Annotated in this window: 14 protein-coding genes and 1 pseudogene; 4 read left to right on the top strand and 11 right to left on the bottom strand. The window is 62.3% G+C overall.

The window, feature by feature from the left end; translation table 11 throughout:
- A partial coding sequence (locus tag JYP50_RS20305) for a transposase (protein ID WP_241263373.1) occupies positions 1 to 911 on the bottom strand: 911 nt, incomplete at its 3' end.
- Positions 912 to 1,062: 151 nt separating this feature from the next.
- Here JYP50_RS20305 and JYP50_RS20300 point away from each other — a divergent pair.
- On the top strand, positions 1,063 to 2,619 hold the full coding sequence (locus JYP50_RS20300) for an EAL domain-containing protein (protein ID WP_206562392.1): 1,557 nt from the start codon (positions 1,063 to 1,065) through the stop codon (positions 2,617 to 2,619).
- A 79-nt stretch (positions 2,620 to 2,698) separates the two neighbouring features.
- Here JYP50_RS20300 and JYP50_RS20295 read toward each other — a convergent pair whose 3' ends face one another.
- Positions 2,699 to 2,932, bottom strand: a complete 234-nt coding sequence (locus tag JYP50_RS20295) for a YdcH family protein (protein ID WP_206562391.1) — start codon at positions 2,930 to 2,932, stop codon at positions 2,699 to 2,701.
- A 238-nt stretch (positions 2,933 to 3,170) separates the two neighbouring features.
- Between JYP50_RS20295 and fusA the strand changes: the two genes are divergently transcribed.
- On the top strand, positions 3,171 to 5,270 hold the full coding sequence (gene fusA, locus JYP50_RS20290; protein ID WP_206562390.1) for an elongation factor G: 2,100 nt from the start codon (positions 3,171 to 3,173) through the stop codon (positions 5,268 to 5,270).
- Here the strand turns inward: fusA and JYP50_RS20285 are convergent.
- Positions 5,267 to 6,148 carry a LysR substrate-binding domain-containing protein gene (locus JYP50_RS20285; protein WP_206562389.1) on the bottom strand — a complete coding sequence of 294 codons (882 nt, stop codon included), beginning with the start codon at positions 6,146 to 6,148 and terminating at the stop codon, positions 5,267 to 5,269. The two genes, fusA and JYP50_RS20285, sit on opposite strands and share 4 nt — an antisense overlap.
- Before the next feature lie 323 nt (positions 6,149 to 6,471).
- On the opposite strand from JYP50_RS20285, the gene JYP50_RS20280 reads away from it, so the two are divergent.
- Both JYP50_RS20280 and JYP50_RS20275 read left to right on the top strand, forming a co-directional pair.
- Entirely contained in the window at positions 6,472 to 7,407 is a 936-nt protein-coding gene (locus JYP50_RS20280; protein WP_206562388.1) for an ABC transporter ATP-binding protein, read from the top strand.
- The gene (locus tag JYP50_RS20275; RefSeq protein WP_206562387.1) at positions 7,404 to 8,165 is read left to right on the top strand and encodes an ABC transporter permease; all 762 of its coding nucleotides are present in this window, start codon (positions 7,404 to 7,406) and stop codon (positions 8,163 to 8,165) included. The genes JYP50_RS20280 and JYP50_RS20275 overlap by 4 nt, the downstream gene beginning before the upstream one ends.
- Positions 8,166 to 8,289: 124 nt before the next feature.
- On the opposite strand, the gene JYP50_RS22305 is transcribed toward JYP50_RS20275, so the two are convergent.
- From JYP50_RS22305 to pyrF, 8 genes and pseudogenes are all read right to left on the bottom strand, one after another.
- A complete protein-coding gene (locus tag JYP50_RS22305) occupies positions 8,290 to 8,370 on the bottom strand; it encodes an IPTL-CTERM sorting domain-containing protein (RefSeq protein WP_431311308.1) in 81 nt (26 codons plus the stop codon).
- 117 nt (positions 8,371 to 8,487) lie between these two features.
- Positions 8,488 to 10,674, bottom strand: a pseudogene (locus tag JYP50_RS20270) (choice-of-anchor J domain-containing protein); the annotation flags it as partial.
- Positions 10,675 to 11,036: 362 nt separating this feature from the next.
- Positions 11,037 to 11,996 (bottom strand): DHH family phosphoesterase, encoded by a 960-nt coding sequence (locus JYP50_RS20265; RefSeq protein WP_206562385.1) that lies wholly within the window; start codon positions 11,994 to 11,996, stop codon positions 11,037 to 11,039.
- 43 nt (positions 11,997 to 12,039) lie between these two features.
- On the bottom strand, positions 12,040 to 14,070 hold the full coding sequence (locus JYP50_RS20260; protein ID WP_241263372.1) for a polysaccharide biosynthesis protein: 2,031 nt from the start codon (positions 14,068 to 14,070) through the stop codon (positions 12,040 to 12,042).
- 74 nt (positions 14,071 to 14,144) lie between these two features.
- Positions 14,145 to 15,128: a glycosyltransferase family 4 protein gene (locus JYP50_RS20255; RefSeq protein ID WP_206562384.1), complete on the bottom strand. Its 984-nt coding sequence runs from the start codon at positions 15,126 to 15,128 to the stop codon at positions 14,145 to 14,147.
- Positions 15,125 to 16,045, bottom strand: coding sequence for an NAD-dependent epimerase/dehydratase family protein (locus tag JYP50_RS20250; RefSeq protein WP_206562383.1), 921 nt, complete (start codon positions 16,043 to 16,045; stop codon positions 15,125 to 15,127). The genes JYP50_RS20255 and JYP50_RS20250 overlap by 4 nt, the downstream gene beginning before the upstream one ends.
- Positions 16,046 to 16,155: 110 nt before the next feature.
- On the bottom strand, positions 16,156 to 16,539 hold the full coding sequence (locus tag JYP50_RS20245) for a ComEA family DNA-binding protein (protein ID WP_241263371.1): 384 nt from the start codon (positions 16,537 to 16,539) through the stop codon (positions 16,156 to 16,158).
- A gap of 105 nt (positions 16,540 to 16,644) precedes the next feature.
- Positions 16,645 to 17,334: an orotidine-5'-phosphate decarboxylase gene (gene pyrF / locus JYP50_RS20240; protein WP_206562382.1), complete on the bottom strand. Its 690-nt coding sequence runs from the start codon at positions 17,332 to 17,334 to the stop codon at positions 16,645 to 16,647.
- Between the last annotated feature and the right edge of the window lie 50 nt (positions 17,335 to 17,384).

Genomic DNA, 17,384 nt, shown 5'->3' with positions numbered 1-17,384 from the left:
TTTTGGTTAAGTAGGTTTTGACGGATCTTCAGTCTTTGATACCGCTTTTCCAGTGATTCCAGAACAGGACGTAGGGTGTGATGTTCCTGACCATGACCGAATGCCTGGGCGTCCACGATAATCTGATGCTTTTTGTCGACGGTTGCGACGCCGTTATACCCTTGAATCGTTCCCTTAGAGGTTGTCATCTTCGCCGATTCATTGTCGGTGATGTTGCTTTTCACTTCCTTTGGTCGCTTACCTTGCCCCATCCGTGGGGCTTGCGTCTTTAAGAATTGATCGATCCTGTCGAAGGCTTGCTCCAGCGTCTTGATCGTCTGCGCCTGTCGGGCGGCTTGCGGCGCATTGCTCGGACTATTCTTATCCAGCTTGCGGTGCTCGCGAACGCAATGGCGAATCCGGCTGCGTATCTTCTGTTTCTTCTCCTCCAACTCCTTGAAGGTACCCGACCATTCCTTTGCTGCATTGGACGACATTTTGCAGCCATCAATGGCGAAAAGATCATTACTCAGCAGGCCTTGCTTGTGACAGACCAGGAGAATCTGTTCAAACAACTGTTCGATCTCTGATGGATAACTGCTGACGAAGGCAGCAATGGTCGTAAAGTGAGGAACCGTATCGCAGGATAGCGCCTTGAAGATGATGTTGGTTTCGCAGCACCATTGAATTTCGCGGCTCGATGTAATGCCGCGGGAATAGGCAAACAGCACGATCTTCAACAAAATCGCCGGATCGTAAGCAGGCCGGCCATCATCGTCGTTTTTGTAGTGTTTATCGAAGAGAGAAAGGTCGAGCTTGTTATCGATCAAGAAGTGTATGGCGTGTTCAAAGGTCCCTGGCTGCAACTGTTCCTTGAAGTTGACCACCACCATGGCGTCTTGATTGTAGTTGTAGGCCTTGAACTTTGGCATTTTCGGGAATCCTTTCACGCTACAATGCCATTTTACCGGGTTTTACCGATGTAAATTAGGTTTTTCTACAGCCTCAACGCGCTACTCACGCGCGGGCATCTGGACAAGTGGGGACATGTACAAGCCCAGCTATAAACATAAAACAATGGCAATGCTCATTGCACTGGCGACAACGCTGGTTACCGCGGCAATCTGGCTACAGCTGGTGTATACGGATGCCAGGCGCATGCAAGTGGATGCAACCATACTGCTGCTGGAGCAGGTGGAAAAAATGGCGCGGGAGGGCGAGACGGTTCTGGCTTCCTTGAACGCGCTCGATCACACGCGTTGCGACCGGGCCACCCTGGTAGCCATGCGCAAGGCCCTTTATTTCTCCACCTACATCAAGGATATCGGCTTCTACGAGCAAGACCTGCTTACCTGTACCACCGGCCTGGGCTCCATCGCGCAGCCAATTCGCCAGGGGCCGGCTGACTATACAACCCCCAGCGGCTACCGGGTGTGGACCGATGCGCAGCTGCTGCTGTTCGAGCGGACCCATCCGGTACTCCTCATCCGCCAGGGCAGGTTCAACGTGGTAATGGAACGGATGCAATTCACGTGGATGGACCGGCCCATGATGAAGTGGGAACTGGTGTTTCGACACGGCGAGCAACTGACGAACGTCTCCGGCCAACCGGGAATCTACCGGCCGGACGATCACAAGCTGGCCAACATCCTGCCCCTCTCCGGCAATTTCCAGCACCAGCTGTGCGCACCCGGCTACCCAAGGTATTGTGCCGCCACCCGCCTCGGCTGGGGAGACATACTGAGCAGCCACGGGGTGCCTTTGACCCTCACCCTGCCAGTGAGCCTGCTGCTGGGCTCGCTCGGCTGCGCCAGCACCTTGCTGGTGCTGAAACGGCGCATGTCAATGCGTCCGCGCCTGCGCCGCGGATTGGCATCCGGGGCGTTCTATTGGCTCTATCAACCCATTGTCGACCTGCAATCCGGGCACGTGGTGGGCTGTGAGGTCCTGTCGCGTTTTCGGGATGACTACGGCCCCCTGCCCCCGGACCAGTTTATCCCCACACTGGGCAAGATAGGCCTCAGTTGGCAGCTCACATCGCGGATGATTCGCAGTACCTTGGCCGAACTGGAGCGCGAATCCGCCCTGCCGGCGGGCTTTCGGGTCAGCTTCAATGTCTTTCCACAGGATATCGTCGGCGACGCCATTCAGATGCTCGGTGACATCCCCGAATTCAGGCGCAGCCGGTTTACCATCGCCCTGGAAATCACCGAGGACGAATACCTCGATGACAGCCGCGCCCAGGACCACCTGCACGCGCTCAAGGAGCTGGGAATCCACATCGCCATCGACGATTTCGGCACTGGCTACTCCAACCTCCACCTGCTCCGGCAACTGCCCTGCGACGTCCTCAAGATTGACCGCAGCTTCGTCATGGACATGGAAGAACACCGGATCAAGTCCTCGCTCATCCCCCACATCGTGGAGATCGCGCGGCAACTACAGCTCTCCCTCGTGGCCGAAGGGGTGGAGAACGCCCCCCAGCGGCAGGCCCTGCTGGATATGGGGGTCGGCTACGGTCAGGGCATGGCTTTTGGCATGGCGATGAGCGCGGGCGCACTCGGGCGGGCGGTACGGCCGACGGATCGCGCGGCCGGGGAGACGACTGATGAACTGCGTATCGCCCCCGCGGCGGGGTAATCACCGGAAATTCGCATTCAGACCCTGCGCTGTCGCCAATCGTTGCACGGCGCCGGAGCAAACTTCGAAGCCGGCGGGCTTATTCCAACATGCGCAAAATCTGGTCCTTTAACTGGACCCTACGCAATTTCATCTGTTCAAAGATCTGGTCCGACGTGGGTATGTCACGCACCTCCAGGCCCCGCACACGGTGATCCAGCTTATGGTATTCACTGGCCAGACGGGCAAAGGTTTCGTCTTCTTGCTTGAGTTGCCGGATACGGTCGGCGTACTGGGGGAAGTCGGTGTAAAGGCTGTGATTGAAGTCGGACATGAATAGGCACTCCGTGGTTTGGCCGGGCCTGCGCCCGCGCGGCGAAGCTGGCATTCACCGCCAGAATAAAGTGTAGCCGACCCGGCGATCGTTCACTCACCGCAATGCTCCGCGGGAAATGCGATTTACATCTAGCGACCAGGCTATTTATGCCTCATCGTTCTTTTCGCGCCAGCGCCACGTCCGGCGGCGTATCCTAAGCTGATAGGGTTTCCCTCCCACCGCGGGAGCCCGCGCCATGGACACCCGACATTTCGAGCCCGACAGAATCCGCAATATCGGCATCATCGCCCATATCGATGCCGGCAAGACCACCACCACCGAACGCATGCTGTTTTACAGCGGATTTGCCCATAAGATCGGCTCGGTGGACAACGGCACGGCGATCACCGACTGGATGGACCAGGAGCGCGAACGCGGTATTACCATCGTGTCGGCAGCCATCACCACCCAATGGCGCGAACACCAGATCAACATCATCGATACCCCGGGGCATATCGACTTCACCGCGGAGGTACAGCGCGCCCTGCGGGTACTGGACGGCGGCATCGTGGTATTCGATGGTGTTCACGGCGTGGAATCCCAGAGCGAAACCGTGTGGCGCCAGGCAGAGCGCTACCAGGTGCCACGTATCTGCTTCATCAACAAGATGGACCGGGTGGGCGCCAGCTTCGACCGCGCCCTGGCCAGTATCCGCAAACGCCTGCTGGTGGAGCCGGTGCCGATCAACCTGCCCGCCGGCGAGGAACAGGACTTTGACGGCGTGGTCGATGTACTGACCATGGAGCTGATCCGCTGGCCCGACAATCTCGGCGCCCACCCGGAGCGAAGCGCGCTACCCCAGGCATGGGTCGCCACGGCGGAGGCCGCCCGGCAGCGCCTCTTCGAGGCCATCTGCGAAACCGACGACGCCCTGCTGGAGCGCTACCTGGCCGACAAGCCGATCGAACTGCCCGAGTGGCGGGCGGCCCTGCGCCGGGCCACTCTCGACAACCGTCTGTATCCGGTGCTGTGTGGCGCCGCCCTGCGCAATATCGGTATCCAGCCGCTGCTGGACGCGGTGGTGGACTACCTCCCCTCCCCCCTCGATCGGCGCGAAGTCACCGGCCACCACCCCCAGACCGGCACCCTGGAACACTGGCCCTTGCGCCAGGACCAGCCTCTGTGCGCACTGGTATTCAAGACCGTTACCGACCCCTACGCCGGACAGATGGCCTATATCCGCGTGTACTCCGGAGAGTTGCGCAGCGGCGAACAGGCCTTCAACCCCCGCACCGGCGACAAGGTGCGCATCGGTCGCCTGGTGCGGGTATTCGCCGACCAGCGCGAGGATATCGATGCCATTCCCGCGGGCGAAATCGACGCCGTGGTGGGCCTGAAGGCAGTGCACACCGGCGACACGCTGTGTGCGTTCGACCATCCGCTGGTGCTGGAGAGCATCCAGTTCCCCGACCCGGTCATCAATATCGCCATTGAACCGCTGGCAACGCGCGACAAGGACGAACTGGACCGCGCCCTGCGCGAGCTGATGGAGGAGGACCCCACCTTCCGCGTGCATGTCGACCACGATAGCGGGCAGACCATCCTCTCGGGCATGGGCGAGCTGCACCTGGAAATCCTCATCGATCGCATCGAGCGCGAACACCAGGTCAAACTACGCAGCGGCGCGCCCCTGGTCACCTACAAGGAGACCGTATCGCGGCCGGTGAGCCGAATCGAGGGGCGCTACATTCACCAGAGCGGTGGCCGCGGCCAGTACGGCCATGTCTTCGTCGACCTGCGGCCGGGCAAGCCCGGCTCGGGCATTGTGTTTCGCGACCGGATCAAGGGCGGCGTTGTGCCGGCAGCCTTCATTCCCGCGGTGGAAAAGGGCGTGCGCGAAGGCGCGCAAACCGGCCTGCACCACGGCCAGGAGCTGACCGACATCGAAGTGTCGCTGGTGGACGGCAGCACCCACACGGTGGATTCCAGTGAACTGGCGTTCAAGAACGCGGGCTTCCAGGCCTTTCGCAAGGCGGCGCTCGAGGCGGGACCGGTCCTGCTGGAGCCGGTGTGCCGAATCGAGGTCGTGACGCCGGAAGAACATCTGGGCGACGTCCTGGGGCAGCTCAATGCCCGCCGCTGTGAAGTCTTGGGTACCGAACCGCGGGCGGATGGCACGCACGACATCCTGGGCATGGTACCCCTGGCGGAAATGTTCGGCTATGCCACCGACCTGCGTTCGGCCACGCGCGGCCGGGCACTGTTCACGCTGGAGTTCGACCACTACAGCCCGGTGCCGGACAAGCTGGCGGCAAAGCTCGCGACGACCACGCCCGCTGATCGCAAACGGCTCTAGCGAGTATCCAGTTGGCCGCGGATTTTCGCGAACTCCTCGGCGATCAGTTCGCGCAGCACCCGCATGCGCGCACTGAGGCGCAAGTCCTTATGGGTCAGTACCCACATATCCGAGTGGTGCACGACTCTCGATCCGGGCACCCGAACGATCTGGGGTAGATCGTAAACGGCGAAGCAGGGCAGGTAGGCCATGCCCATGCGGTTTTTGATAGCGTCCACCAACAGATTGACATTGATGATGGCATGGCGCACCGGGTGCTGCGGAAAATCGGTATCGGCCAGCCAATCCTCCTTCTGGCCGGTGGTGTTCTTGCCGATCCAGGTCAGGCGGGACACGTCGTCCGGCACATCCGGGTCAAGCAGGTCCCGATGTACATAGGTGGAGGCGGTCAGGGGCCCAAGGTAGCGACCAATCAGGTACTCGGGCGGCTTGGTGCCCGCCGGCATGACGCGAATTGCGATATCCGCCTCCCTGCGGCTCAGGTCGAGGGGGTCGAAACTGGGCATCAGCTCGAGCTCGATACCGGGATACTCCCCGGCAAAAAGCGCCAGCCGCTTCATCAGGAAGCCCATGCCCGAAACGTCCGGCATGGTCAGGCGGATACTGCCTTCCAGGTGCTGATCGCCGCCGGTGATACGCCGTTCCGCCGACAGTAGCAGCTCTTCCACATGCTCCGCCGCTGGCAGCAGTTCCTCCGCCGCCGCGGTCATGCGATAACCATCCGGCGTGCGATCGAACAACTGGGTCTGCAAATGGTGCTCCAGGTCGTCCAGGCGCCGGGTGATGGTGGAGTTGCTCACCCCCAGTTCCTGGGCCGCTCCCCGCGCCGAGCCCTTGCGGCTCAAAGCCAGCAGCACCTTCATGTCGTCCCAATCCACAATCCTTCCTCTGTTACCATGCCTGGCACCGGGCATCTTCTGCCAGTACCACGGCGAGCGCAAGTGGCATCTGCCGCGGGGCCGCCACGCGATTCCCACCCCGCATTGATCTCAACCACGGTTGAGCTTGTACACTCCCGGCACTGTCGCCACCGTCGTGGAGAGTGGAATGGCACAGCATCGAAACAAATCCCCGGCCGTGCGGTCAATGGATCGAACGGCCGCGCGGGGGCAACACCGAACCGCGGCATTGAGGGCCCTCCCCGCCCACCCGTTCCACAGGCAGCGAAGCAGCGCCGCCGAGAGCGATCACAGGAGAATGCATGTCCGACGACAACGCAATAATCAGTATCAGGAATCTCGACAAGACCTACGCCTCGGGCTTCACCGCCCTGAAGAACATCAACCTCGACATCCGCCGCGGAGAACTGTTCGCGCTATTGGGGCCCAACGGCGCGGGCAAGACCACTCTGATCGGCTCGGTGTGCGGGATAGTTACGCCCAGCGGCGGGCGGATCCACGCCAATGGCTACGATGTGGTTCGGGACTATCGCGCGGCGCGCTCGCTGATCGGCCTGGTGCCCCAGGAGCTGGCCACCGACGGTTTCGAAAGCGTCTGGGCCACGGTGTCCTTCAGTCGCGGTTTGTTCGGCAAGCCGCCCAATCCCGCCTATATCGAGCAGCTGCTGCGGGACCTGTCGCTCTGGGACAAGCGACACGCCCGCATCATGGAACTGTCCGGCGGCATGAAACGCCGGGTGCTGATCGCCAAGGCCCTGTCCCACGAGCCGGAAATCCTGTTTCTGGATGAACCCACCGCCGGGGTCGACGTGGACCTGCGGCGCGGCATGTGGGAAATGGTTCACGGCCTGCGCAAGCGCGGGGTCACCATCATTCTCACCACCCACTACATCGAAGAGGCAGAGGACATGGCGGACCGCATCGGCGTCATCAATCGCGGCGAACTGGTGCTGGTGGAAGACAAACACACACTGATGGCCAAGCTGGGCAAGAAGCAACTCACCGTGTATCTGCAGGACCCGCTGAACGGACTGCCCGCGGCCCTGGCGAGGGATGGCCTGGAGGTCAGCAATGACGGCTACGCCCTGACCTGGACCTACGACCTGCACCGGGAACACAACGACATTGCCGGCCTGATGCGCGACCTGCAGGCCCAGGGCATCCACTTCAGGGACCTGCACACCCAGCAGAGTTCGCTGGAGGAAATCTTCGTCGAACTCGTCAAGGAACGCTCATGAACATTCACGCGATTCGCGCCATTTACCGCTTCGAGATGGCACGCACCGGCCGCACCCTGTTGCAGAGCATTGCCTCGCCGGTGATTTCCACCTCTCTGTATTTTGTGGTGTTCGGCGCCGCCATCGGCTCGCGGATGGTGGAAATCGACGGCATCAGCTACGGGGCCTTCATCGTACCGGGGCTGGTCATGCTATCGCTGTTGACCGAGAGCATCTCCAATGCCTCCTTCGGCATTTACATGCCCAAGTACTCCGGCACCATCTACGAGCTGCTGTCGGCGCCGGTATCGGTGGGCGAGGTCATACTCGGCTACGTTGGCGCCGCGGCCAGCAAGTCGATCATCCTGGGGACCTTGATTCTGGCCACCGCGCGCCTGTTCGTCGACTACCAGATCGAGCACCCGCTGTGGATGCTCGGTTTCCTTGTTCTGACGTCGGTGACCTTCAGCCTGTTCGGCTTTATCATCGGCGTATGGGCGGACGGGTTCGAGAAGCTGCAGATCGTGCCGATGATGGTGGTCACTCCCCTGACCTTCCTGGGCGGCAGTTTCTATTCCATCGACATGCTGCCACCGGTGTGGCAGACGGTGACCCTGTTCAATCCGGTGGTCTACCTGATCAGCGGCTTTCGCTGGAGTTTTTACGGGGTCTCGGACGTTCCGGTGGGTATCAGCGCGGCAATGACGGCGCTGTTCATGCTGGCCTGCGTGGCGGTGATACACCGCATGTTCGCCACCGGCTACAAGTTGCGCACCTGAACCGGGTCGGATACCGGGCGCCCCCCTTCAGGGTGTTAAAAAAGCTTCGTTGCTTTTGCAGACCCTCTTTGCGGCGCATGTCCGCGAAGAGGGTCAATGACACAGGCCGCTTTCCAACTGCCTGTTAGTGACGCAGCCGCCGTAAACCAAACCCAGCGAGCAGCAGCGACATCAACATTAGCGCCCAGTGGGATACGGCGGGAATGCCAACAGGGGAGTTCCCCGTACCCGTTCCGGTACCCGGACCGGAATTCGTACTGGCAACGCCAATACCACCCGGGTCCTGGATGAAGCCATTTGCCGTACCGTCGTTGTCACCCTGGCCCCCATCCACCAGCTCGAAAGTGGCGATGCTGCCGTTGATGGTGAGCGGGATGGAGTACCAACCTGACTCCGCGCTCTGCGTGCCCGGCAAGAGACCGTATTTCCAGTACTCGGCATCCGCCGGCAGATCCTCGGGAAAACGCAGCTCCACGGTGACCGTGGCGCCATTGATGCAATTCTGAAGATTCATCTCCAGCATATCGTAGGGAAAGCTGACATCGGCCGGGGGGGCACTGGACACCGCCTCCGGGGTAACCGATGCCGCATGACCGATGCCGCAGGCAACGCCGCCGCCGCTGATGCTACCTGCAATAGGATGGACTTCGCCTGCGGGCACAACGCTGAGTTCCGTGGTCGGAGGTGCCACGGGCCCCAGGGCCAGCCATTCACTGGTCGCCAGGAAATTGCTCCCGTCGTAGCCACCCACTGTCGCCAAGTACACCACATCATCAACCTCGACGGTGCCCCACCCCATCAGGTTACTCGCGACTGTCGGTTTCGGGGGACCGGCTTCCCAGGCCATGGTTTCCACGTTGAATGCCCAGGTCTCCGCTATCGCACTGTTTCCTTGCCCGGTCGGATCGCCACCGGTGTAATACACATAGGGGCTCCACGCCCGGCTCAGCGACACGCCAGCATGCCTGCCAATCGATCCGCCAGGATAGTCCTGCACTTGCGACCAGGTAATCGAAGTGAAGTCCGCGCCGATCTCTCCGACATACGCCTGTTTCGTCTGGCTGCCGGAAGTTTGACTGTATCCGCCAACGACGACCAACTTACCCAGGGCTATTCCCGCCCTGGCCCCCGCCACCAGGTTACCCGGGAACGGCGTGGCGGCATGCCATTGATCGGTTTCGGTGTCGTATACCTGCACATTGTTGACATCTACGCTGCCGTTGTAACCGCCGATGACGTACAGCAGTGAATCCCGGTACTGTGCGGCGGCGAAATCGCCCACGGCAACGGGCATATCGGTGCCCGTGCTCCAGGAGTCTGTCGCGATGTCGTATATCTGGACGTTGCCGCCCGACAAAGGGTTAAAGCCGGAGGCATAGCCGCCGATCAGGAACACCTTTTCACCTGCAAAAAAAGCCTGCCCTTGCTGAACAGCTTGTGGCGCACTGGCCAGGGATGACCAGCTCCCCGCGTGTGGGTCGTAGACCAAGACGTCACTCACCATATTGGAAGATGCATCTTTGCCCGCGAGAACCATCAGTCGGTTGTTGTGATCCGCGCCCGGAGCGGCAAAACCGGCAACCGCCGAGGCCCACTTGGCGCCAGGCAGGGGGTCTTTGGTCACCCAGCCCTGGTTGGGAAATTCACTGACCACATTTATCGATTTGGCCAGGGTGTTATTGGCTGGGATTTCATCACCCGCCAGTTCCACCGTGGCCGTCAGGGTTCTAGTCCCCGGCTCGGGCGTCCACGAGTCGAAGGTGACCGTTTCCATCTCCAATAGTGCCAGCGAAGATACCAGCCGGGTGCTGGAATAACCCCCATCCGCCTCCAGACGCACCGTAAATGGCTGATCCTGCAAGCCGCCGTTATACACCACCACCCTGGGTTCCACGGCGCCCTCCCCCATGATCTCCGGCGCCTCGATACTGAAGACCCCAACATCCACCTGGGGGCGCGTGCCAAGTGCGACCTGGTCGATATACACACCATTGCCATCACCATTGGTGTTATGGAAAGCAATGTGAATGGTTTCCCCGTCATACGCACCGAGCGACAGTGTGTGGTTCTCCCAGGTATCCGACGCGGGATAATTCACGCCTTCCTGCAGATTGAGTATTTCGTCGACAAAGTCCGCTGGTTGTGTTCCCGTGCGCGACACGCGCACAGACAACTCATCGGGCGCGTATCCACTGAATTCGGTTCGGATGTAAAACGACAGTTCATCTCCCGCGGACACGGTAAACGCGGGTGAGATTAACCAGTCGCTCCCCTCGGGATAATCGTATCTAATGAAAGCACTGGCCTGTCCAAAACGCGCTTCGCTGGTGTCCCGCGTCCACTGCTCATCGCCGACAACGCTGAGACGGGCCCACCCCGGGGGCGGAAACTCAATTGTTTCAAAGCTCTGTTCGTAGAACGAAGCGTGTTGCGCATAGGCGCCTATCGATGCGGCACAACACAGCAGACCCAATAACACACCCCGGAAGGAGGAAATTTTACGCCCCATTCTTACAGTCTCCCTGACAAATTATTGCAGCTTTCCTTAGCTACCCGGAAATATACCTGCTCTCTTGCGCATCAATCCACTGGCTTTATGGCCCGGCGGACCTGCATCTAACGGGATTAAACACGTCCGTAATATTCATCCCCGGCAACTTACAGCTTTAGCTCTTTTTATTCCAGCTGTATTTTTAAAAAAATGAAATTTGTGAAAACCGCCTAAAAATAAGTGTGGGGATGGGGGCTCTACCCAAGGCGACTGCGTGGTGGTGATCGCCAGGTGTTCGCGACCGCTACAAATTGCGCAACTAAGTACGCTGCCGCGAATTCCAGGCTACTCAACCTGAAACCCGAGGGCATTCAATCTGCCTAGGCGTAAAAACCTGACAGCGCATCGATAAAGTCCTGCAACATATCCCCCGGCAGGTCGTTGATGCCGGCGGCGGCCTTGCGCCCACCGCCGGTGGGGAAGCGCATGCACAATTCGTCGGCGCCGGTCTTGTTGTTGAGCGGGGCGCGCACGCTGACCAGGAAGCAGCCGTTGGCCTTTTCGGTCAACACGGCGTGGGCGCGACCGGGGTCGGCGTTGGCCAGGTCGTTACTGTACACGCCACTGACCCGGCGCGCCCAGGGCTCGTCCGGCAGACGGAACACGGCGACGGCGTCGTCGCGAAACTCCGGATCCACGGCGGCGGCCGCGGCCATGTCCTCGCGGTACCCGGTCTCCAGTTTCTGGAAGTGCTCGCGGCCCTCCGCCATGAAGGCAAAGGGGTCGGCGTGGGCGCTGATCAACCGGTACAAGTGCTCCGGCGGGAAGTGCAGGTCTTCCAGGCGGGAGCCGTAGCCGTTGTAGTTGATGTAAATGCCCAGGTTTTCCAGCTGCGCCAACTTGGCATCGTCCAGCCCCAGCGGCCGGGCGATGCGCCGCGCGCTGTCCCGCAGGTTATCGCCGAAGGTACCCACCACGGCCCAGCCCAGGAAGGCCCCCTCCAGGTGGTTGTTGACCAGCAGACTGGTGCACACGTCCGGCGCGGTGTTGATGACCGCCTGCAGCCGCGGGTGCTCCGGGATGTCGCCAGCGAAGTGGTGGTCGCAGTAGAACACCTCGGCCCCGGACTCCAGCACGCGCTGGAGATCCGGCATGTTCTTGTCCATGGATACATCCAGCACCGTGACTTTCGCCCCCGGCTCGGCTTGCACTTGCTGGAGCAGCTTGATGTCGCGCTTCACCCCGGTCACCAGGGTGGCCTCGCGGGGCTCGGCATTGCGTAACTGGGTCAGGGCGCACAGGCCATCGGCATCGCCATTGAAAACATCAAAGTGTGTCATGTGAACCTATTGGGTAATTCGGTTTGCCGGATGAGCGAACAGCTCAGGTTTTTTCGGGAAACAGCTCCTGCACGTTGGAGCCGACGGGCGCGACCTTGGCGACGGCCGGCTGGCGGGGCACCTTGCCCTGCTTGCGCCACAGGTGGTCATGGCGCACCTCGTGGCTACCGAAACCGCTGACCGCCGAACTCAGCACCGAGGTAATGCCAGCGCAGTCCATGGTATCGCAGTAGTGCATCAGGTCGGTGAGATAACGCTGCATCTGCCCGTAGGGCAGGCTTTCCTCCTCGGCCCGCATGATCATCGGGTGACCGGTGCCACTGACATTGCTGCCCAGCAGCAGCTCCTCGCGCAATTTCTCGCCGGGGCGCAGGCCGATGAACTCGATCTCGATCTGCCCGGGACCGTGGCCATCGTGCTGCATCTCGTAGCCGCTGAGGCGGATCATACGCCGGGCCAGGTCGATGATGCGCACCGGCTCACCCATGTCGAGCACGAAAACATCGCCACCGGTGCCCATGGCGCCGGCCTGAAGGACCAGTTGCGCCGCCTCCTGGATACTCATGAAGTAACGCGACACCTCGGGGTGGGTGACGGTCACCGGACCACCGGCCTCGATCTGCTCGCGGAACAGCGGCACCACCGAACCCGACGAACCCAGCACATTGCCGAAACGCACCATGCAGAAGCGAGTGCCGGTCTCGCGCTGGGCCAGGCCCTGGAGAATCATTTCGGCAAAACGCTTGGACGCGCCCATCATGTTGGTGGGGCGCACCGCCTTGTCGGTGGACACCAGCACGAAGGTTTCCACCCCGGCCTTGCGCGCCGCCTCGGCGGCGTACCAGGTACCGAAAACATTGTTGGCCACGCCCTCGGCGACGTTGTACTCGACCATGGGCACGTGCTTGTAGGCGGCGGCGTGGTAGACGGTCTCCACCTTGAAGGTGCGGTAGATGGTCTCCAGCCGGCGCTGGTCCTGGACCGACCCCAGCAGCGTCACCATCTCCACCTGCACGCCCAGCTCCAACATCAACTCCTGCAGTTCGCGTTCGATCTGGTAGAGGGCGTACTCCGAATTGTCCAGCAGCAGCAATTCATCCGGGCCCGACATCAGGATCTGCCGGCACAGCTCCGAGCCGATGGAGCCGCCCGCGCCGGTGACCATGACCACCTTGCCGGTAATGCAGCGGTCAATCAGTTCCGGGTAGGGCGGCACGGGTTCGCGGCCGAGCAGGTCGTTGAGGTCGATGTCCTCGATCTGGTTGACGCTCGCGCGTCCCGACACCAGCTCGTTGATCTTGGGCACCGTGCGCACGTGCACCGGCAGGCCCACCAGGGAGTCGATGATTTCCCGGCGCCGCTCGGGCGAGGCCGAGGGCACGGCCAGCAGAACCTGGGTGATATTGTGCTGGTCGATGAGCTGGGCGATTTCCTCCGGCCGCGCCACCTGCAGGCCGTTGATCACCGAGTGCTGCAATCGCGAGTCGTCATCGACGAAGACCACCGCCCGGTACTGGTCGCCGTGGTGCAGGGCGGTCAGCAACTGGCGTCCCGACTCCCCGGCACCGTAGATAATCACGTTCTTGGACATCGAGCGCAGTTTGGCCTGGTAGTAGGCGCGCACGATCAGGCGCGAGCCGCCGATCAGCAGCAGTGCCAGGCACCAGTAGATAAAGGGCATGGAACGCGGAACTTCGGCGCGGGTAAAGAAGACCGTGGCGCCGAGAATCAGGGTGGAATAGCTCACCGCGGTGATAACCGCCCAGATGGCCTGCTGGCCCATGAACCGAATGACCGCGCGGTAGAGCCCGAGGCGCAGGAAGACCACCGCGCTGGCAATAACCGTGAATGCCGCGCAGAAATACTCCACCAGCCCCAAATGGAAGTTGGTGTGGCCCCAGCGTATGGCCACCGCCGCCCACATCGCGGCGGCGACGAAAACCATGTCGATGGACAGCAGGAAAGCCTGCTTGATATTGCGGGGCAGCTCTATCAACTTTTCCAGGCCATCGCGCATGCTTTCGAGCACACCGGACGATGCCTGCAGCGCGTATTTGCCAAGCCGATAGCGCAAAATGCCTCCCACTCCCAATGCCGAAACCGGACCCACTTTTGGCATGAATTGGGCGTGGAACCGGAGCCTGGATATTACGTGAAATCGGCCGATTTCGCCATGTATATCAAGGGTGGAAGATAGGCCAAAATTACAAGGAATAATCGGTATTGTTCAAACGTCTGTACCGCCCAGGCAAGCGGAAACAGCCATAAAGCCATCGTTGCCAACAGCGCAAGGTCCACCGCCAGGTGGGAGTGCCAGCGCCGGCTGAGACGCTGGTACAGGTGCTCGCGGTGGGCCTCGGTGATCCGCTCGCCACGCAACAACCGCCGCAGCAGGGTATAGCTCGCATCCGCCACGAAAGCGGCCAACAGCACCAGCCAGGTCGCCGCGGACAGCGCGCCACTCACCTCCCCCAACACGGCCAGGGCACCCAGCAAAAAGCCGGTGGGCACACTGCCCGCATCCCCCATGAACAGCCGCGCCGGCGGAAAATTCCACGCCAGGAAACCCAGGTGACAAAAACCCAGCAACAGGCAGAACAGCGCATACTCCCCGGCACCGGTATGGAAAAACGCCAACAACGCCGCCGCGCAGCTGGCCATGAAGCACTGTATCGCGGCGATGCCGTCGATCCCGTCCATGAAATTGAACAGATTCAAGCCCCACAGCAAGGCGAACCCCACCGGCAGCAGCAGCCACCAGGCCAGGGGCCCCAGCGGCGCCATGAGGAGCGCCGCCGCGACCAGGCAGCACAGGGCGTAAACCGCGAAGCGCAAGCGTACCGACAGGCCGACCAGGTCATCCAGCACACCCAGCGCCATCAACGCCAACGCAAAGCCCAGCAGCCAGCGCAATTCGGCGGACCAGGCCACGCCGAACCCGCCGGCCGCAAGCACAGCCACCGCCAGGCTAAGCAGGAGCGGCACGCCGCCACCGTGAGGCGTGGGCAGGCTGTGGGAACTGCGGTGATTGGGGTGATCGAGCAACTGCCAGTGACGCGCCAGCTTCAGGTAGGCGCCACAGGCGGCCACCGCCAGCAGGGCCGCCAGTGGCGGCAACCACAACAGGGTCACGGGGAGGCCACCATGCGCGCGGCCAAATCCGCCACCGTCTGCCGCGGCCGCCAGCCCAGGTCGCGCGACAGCGCACCGTGATCGTAGAGTTCGGTGCCAAACAACTTGTCGTAGGTGGCGCCAGCCTCCTGGCCCAGCAACCTATCAAGGAGCGTGGCGGCGGCGCGCCAGGCAAGCGGCGGCAACCATTCGGGGCCGGGGTTTCGCCCCATCGCGCCGCGCAGGGTGTCGTACAGGTAGCGCGCGCTGTAGCGCTGACCATCGCTCACGATCCAGGTGTGCGCACCGGCCGGGCCGCCCCGCAACAACTGGCAGAGCAAGGCTGTCAGGTCGTCGAGGCCAACCATGGAACGCGCCCCTCCCGCCGGCGGCCGCGGCATGCCCCAGCGCGCGCCGCGGGCCAGCAGGCGCAGATTGCCCCTGGGCGACGGGCCGTACACCAGGCAGGGGCGCAGGATATAGAGGTCCATCGCCGACGCCTCGCACAGCGCCAACAGGCCCCGCTCGGCCTCCCACTTGGAACGCCCGTAGGCATCGCCCGCCGCGCTCACCATGGATTCATTGCGCGGTGAATCACCGCCTGCCGGCCCCATGGCCTTGACGCTGCTGACAAAGACGAAGCGGCGCACGCCGGCTTCGATGGCGGCCCGGGCGAGGGCCAGGGTGGCATCCACGTTCAAGCGCTGGTAGTCGGCGCTCGCGGCGCGCTGGTGGGCAATACCCGCCAGGTGGCAGACACTGTCCACGCCGCGCAGTAACTCTTGCGCGGCGAACAGGTCAGCGGCCAGGGTCGGGCTGCCATCGGCCAGGGAAGCGCCCGAACGGCTCACGGGGACCAGCTCGATCGCGGCTTCGCGCAGGTGCGCGCACAGGGCGCCGCCGATAAAACCGGTGGCCCCGGTTACCAGGCATTTCACTATGAATCGAGCCTCGATGGCACCCGCACTCTCCCCGTGTCAGTCCAAAACGGCCGGCCCGAAAACACGAAGGGGGGCCGAAGCCCCCACATGATACGGATGCGCCGGCGCTATTCCAGTGTTATGACCGCACGGTTCTTGTCGAGGGTAGCCGGCCCGATGCCCTTCACGTCGGCCAGTTCATCGATCGACTTGAAGGGGCCATAGGCTTCCCGGTAGCGAATGATTTCCTCGGCTCGCGACAAGCCGATGCCGCTCAGGGTGCCGGCCAGGGTTTCGGCATCCGCGGTATTGATGTTCACCGTCGACGGCGCCGCTTGTGCCGCCTGGGCCATCTCCTGCGCCAGGACCGACGGCGCGGCGGGCAACAGCAGCGATGAACCGGCCAGCACCGCCAGCGCGGTGGCCAGCGAGGTGGATCGGACAAACATTGCCAGACGACGGCCGCCAAGGGCCGCGACTGACACCAGAGGGCTGAGAATCGAGTGCTTCATGATGGTAATCTCCATTTACGAGGGCTGCGTCCTTGCAGGCATCCGTACCACGTAAGAGCCTAGCAGGCGGGGGCTGCGCGCGCCCCGCCGCGGGCGTATTTGATGTTACGCGATTTCCGCGTGCACCCTCTCCAGCGCCGCCAGAGGATCATCGGCGCCAGTGATGGAGCGCCCTATCACCAGGTAGTCGGAGCCGTTGGCGAGGGCCTGCGCCGGGGTCACCACCCGCCGCTGGTCGCCCGCGTCGTCCCCCGCCAACCGTATGCCCGGCGTGACCAGGCAGAAATCGGGACCGCGATGGGTACGCAGGTCCCGCGCTTCCAGCGCCGAGCAGACCACCCCGTCCATCCCCGAGTCCTGGGCCAGCGCGGCCAGGCGCCGCACCCGCTCGGCGGCGCTTTCGCCGTAACCCAACTCAGCCAGGTCCTCGTCGGACATGCTGGTGAGCACGGTCACCGCGATCAGCAGCGGCGGCTTTTCGTAGGGCCGCAGGGCCTGCACGGCCGCCTCCATCATGCGCCGCCCGCCCCCGGCATGCACATTGACCATCCACACCCCCAGGTCCGCCGCCGCGCGCACCGCGCCGGCTACGGTATTGGGAATATCGTGGAATTTAAGATCCAGGAAGATTTCAAAACCCATGCCCTGCAGGCGCTCCACCAGTTGCGGACCGCCGCGGGTGAACAGTTCCTTGCCCACCTTCAAGCGGCACAGCTCCGGCGCCAGGCGCTCGGCCAGGGCCACTGCCGGTGCGGTGTCGGGGAAGTCCAGGGCGACCAGTATCGGGGATGTCATGGGGTTTCCTCTTGTTGCGAATAACGTTGCGGCCCGCCCGGTGGTCTCCA

It is taken from the genome of Parahaliea mediterranea (assembly GCF_017255185.1).
Lineage (GTDB): Bacteria > Pseudomonadota > Gammaproteobacteria > Pseudomonadales > Halieaceae > JAFKCZ01.
The sequence above is the reverse complement of the archived record's forward strand: the minus strand, read 5'-3'. Positions and strand labels throughout refer to the sequence as shown.

Coding starts and splice junctions, on each gene's coding strand:
- JYP50_RS20300 (WP_206562392.1), top strand. CDS start 1,063: ATGCTCATTGCACTGGCGACAACGCTGGTTACCGCGGCAATCTGGCTA.
- JYP50_RS20295 (WP_206562391.1), bottom strand. CDS start 2,932: ATGTCCGACTTCAATCACAGCCTTTACACCGACTTCCCCCAGTACGCC.
- fusA (WP_206562390.1), top strand. CDS start 3,171: ATGGACACCCGACATTTCGAGCCCGACAGAATCCGCAATATCGGCATC.
- JYP50_RS20280 (WP_206562388.1), top strand. CDS start 6,472: ATGTCCGACGACAACGCAATAATCAGTATCAGGAATCTCGACAAGACC.
- JYP50_RS20275 (WP_206562387.1), top strand. CDS start 7,404: ATGAACATTCACGCGATTCGCGCCATTTACCGCTTCGAGATGGCACGC.
- JYP50_RS20265 (WP_206562385.1), bottom strand. CDS start 11,996: ATGACACACTTTGATGTTTTCAATGGCGATGCCGATGGCCTGTGCGCC.
- JYP50_RS20245 (WP_241263371.1), bottom strand. CDS start 16,539: ATGAAGCACTCGATTCTCAGCCCTCTGGTGTCAGTCGCGGCCCTTGGC.
- pyrF (WP_206562382.1), bottom strand. CDS start 17,334: ATGACATCCCCGATACTGGTCGCCCTGGACTTCCCCGACACCGCACCG.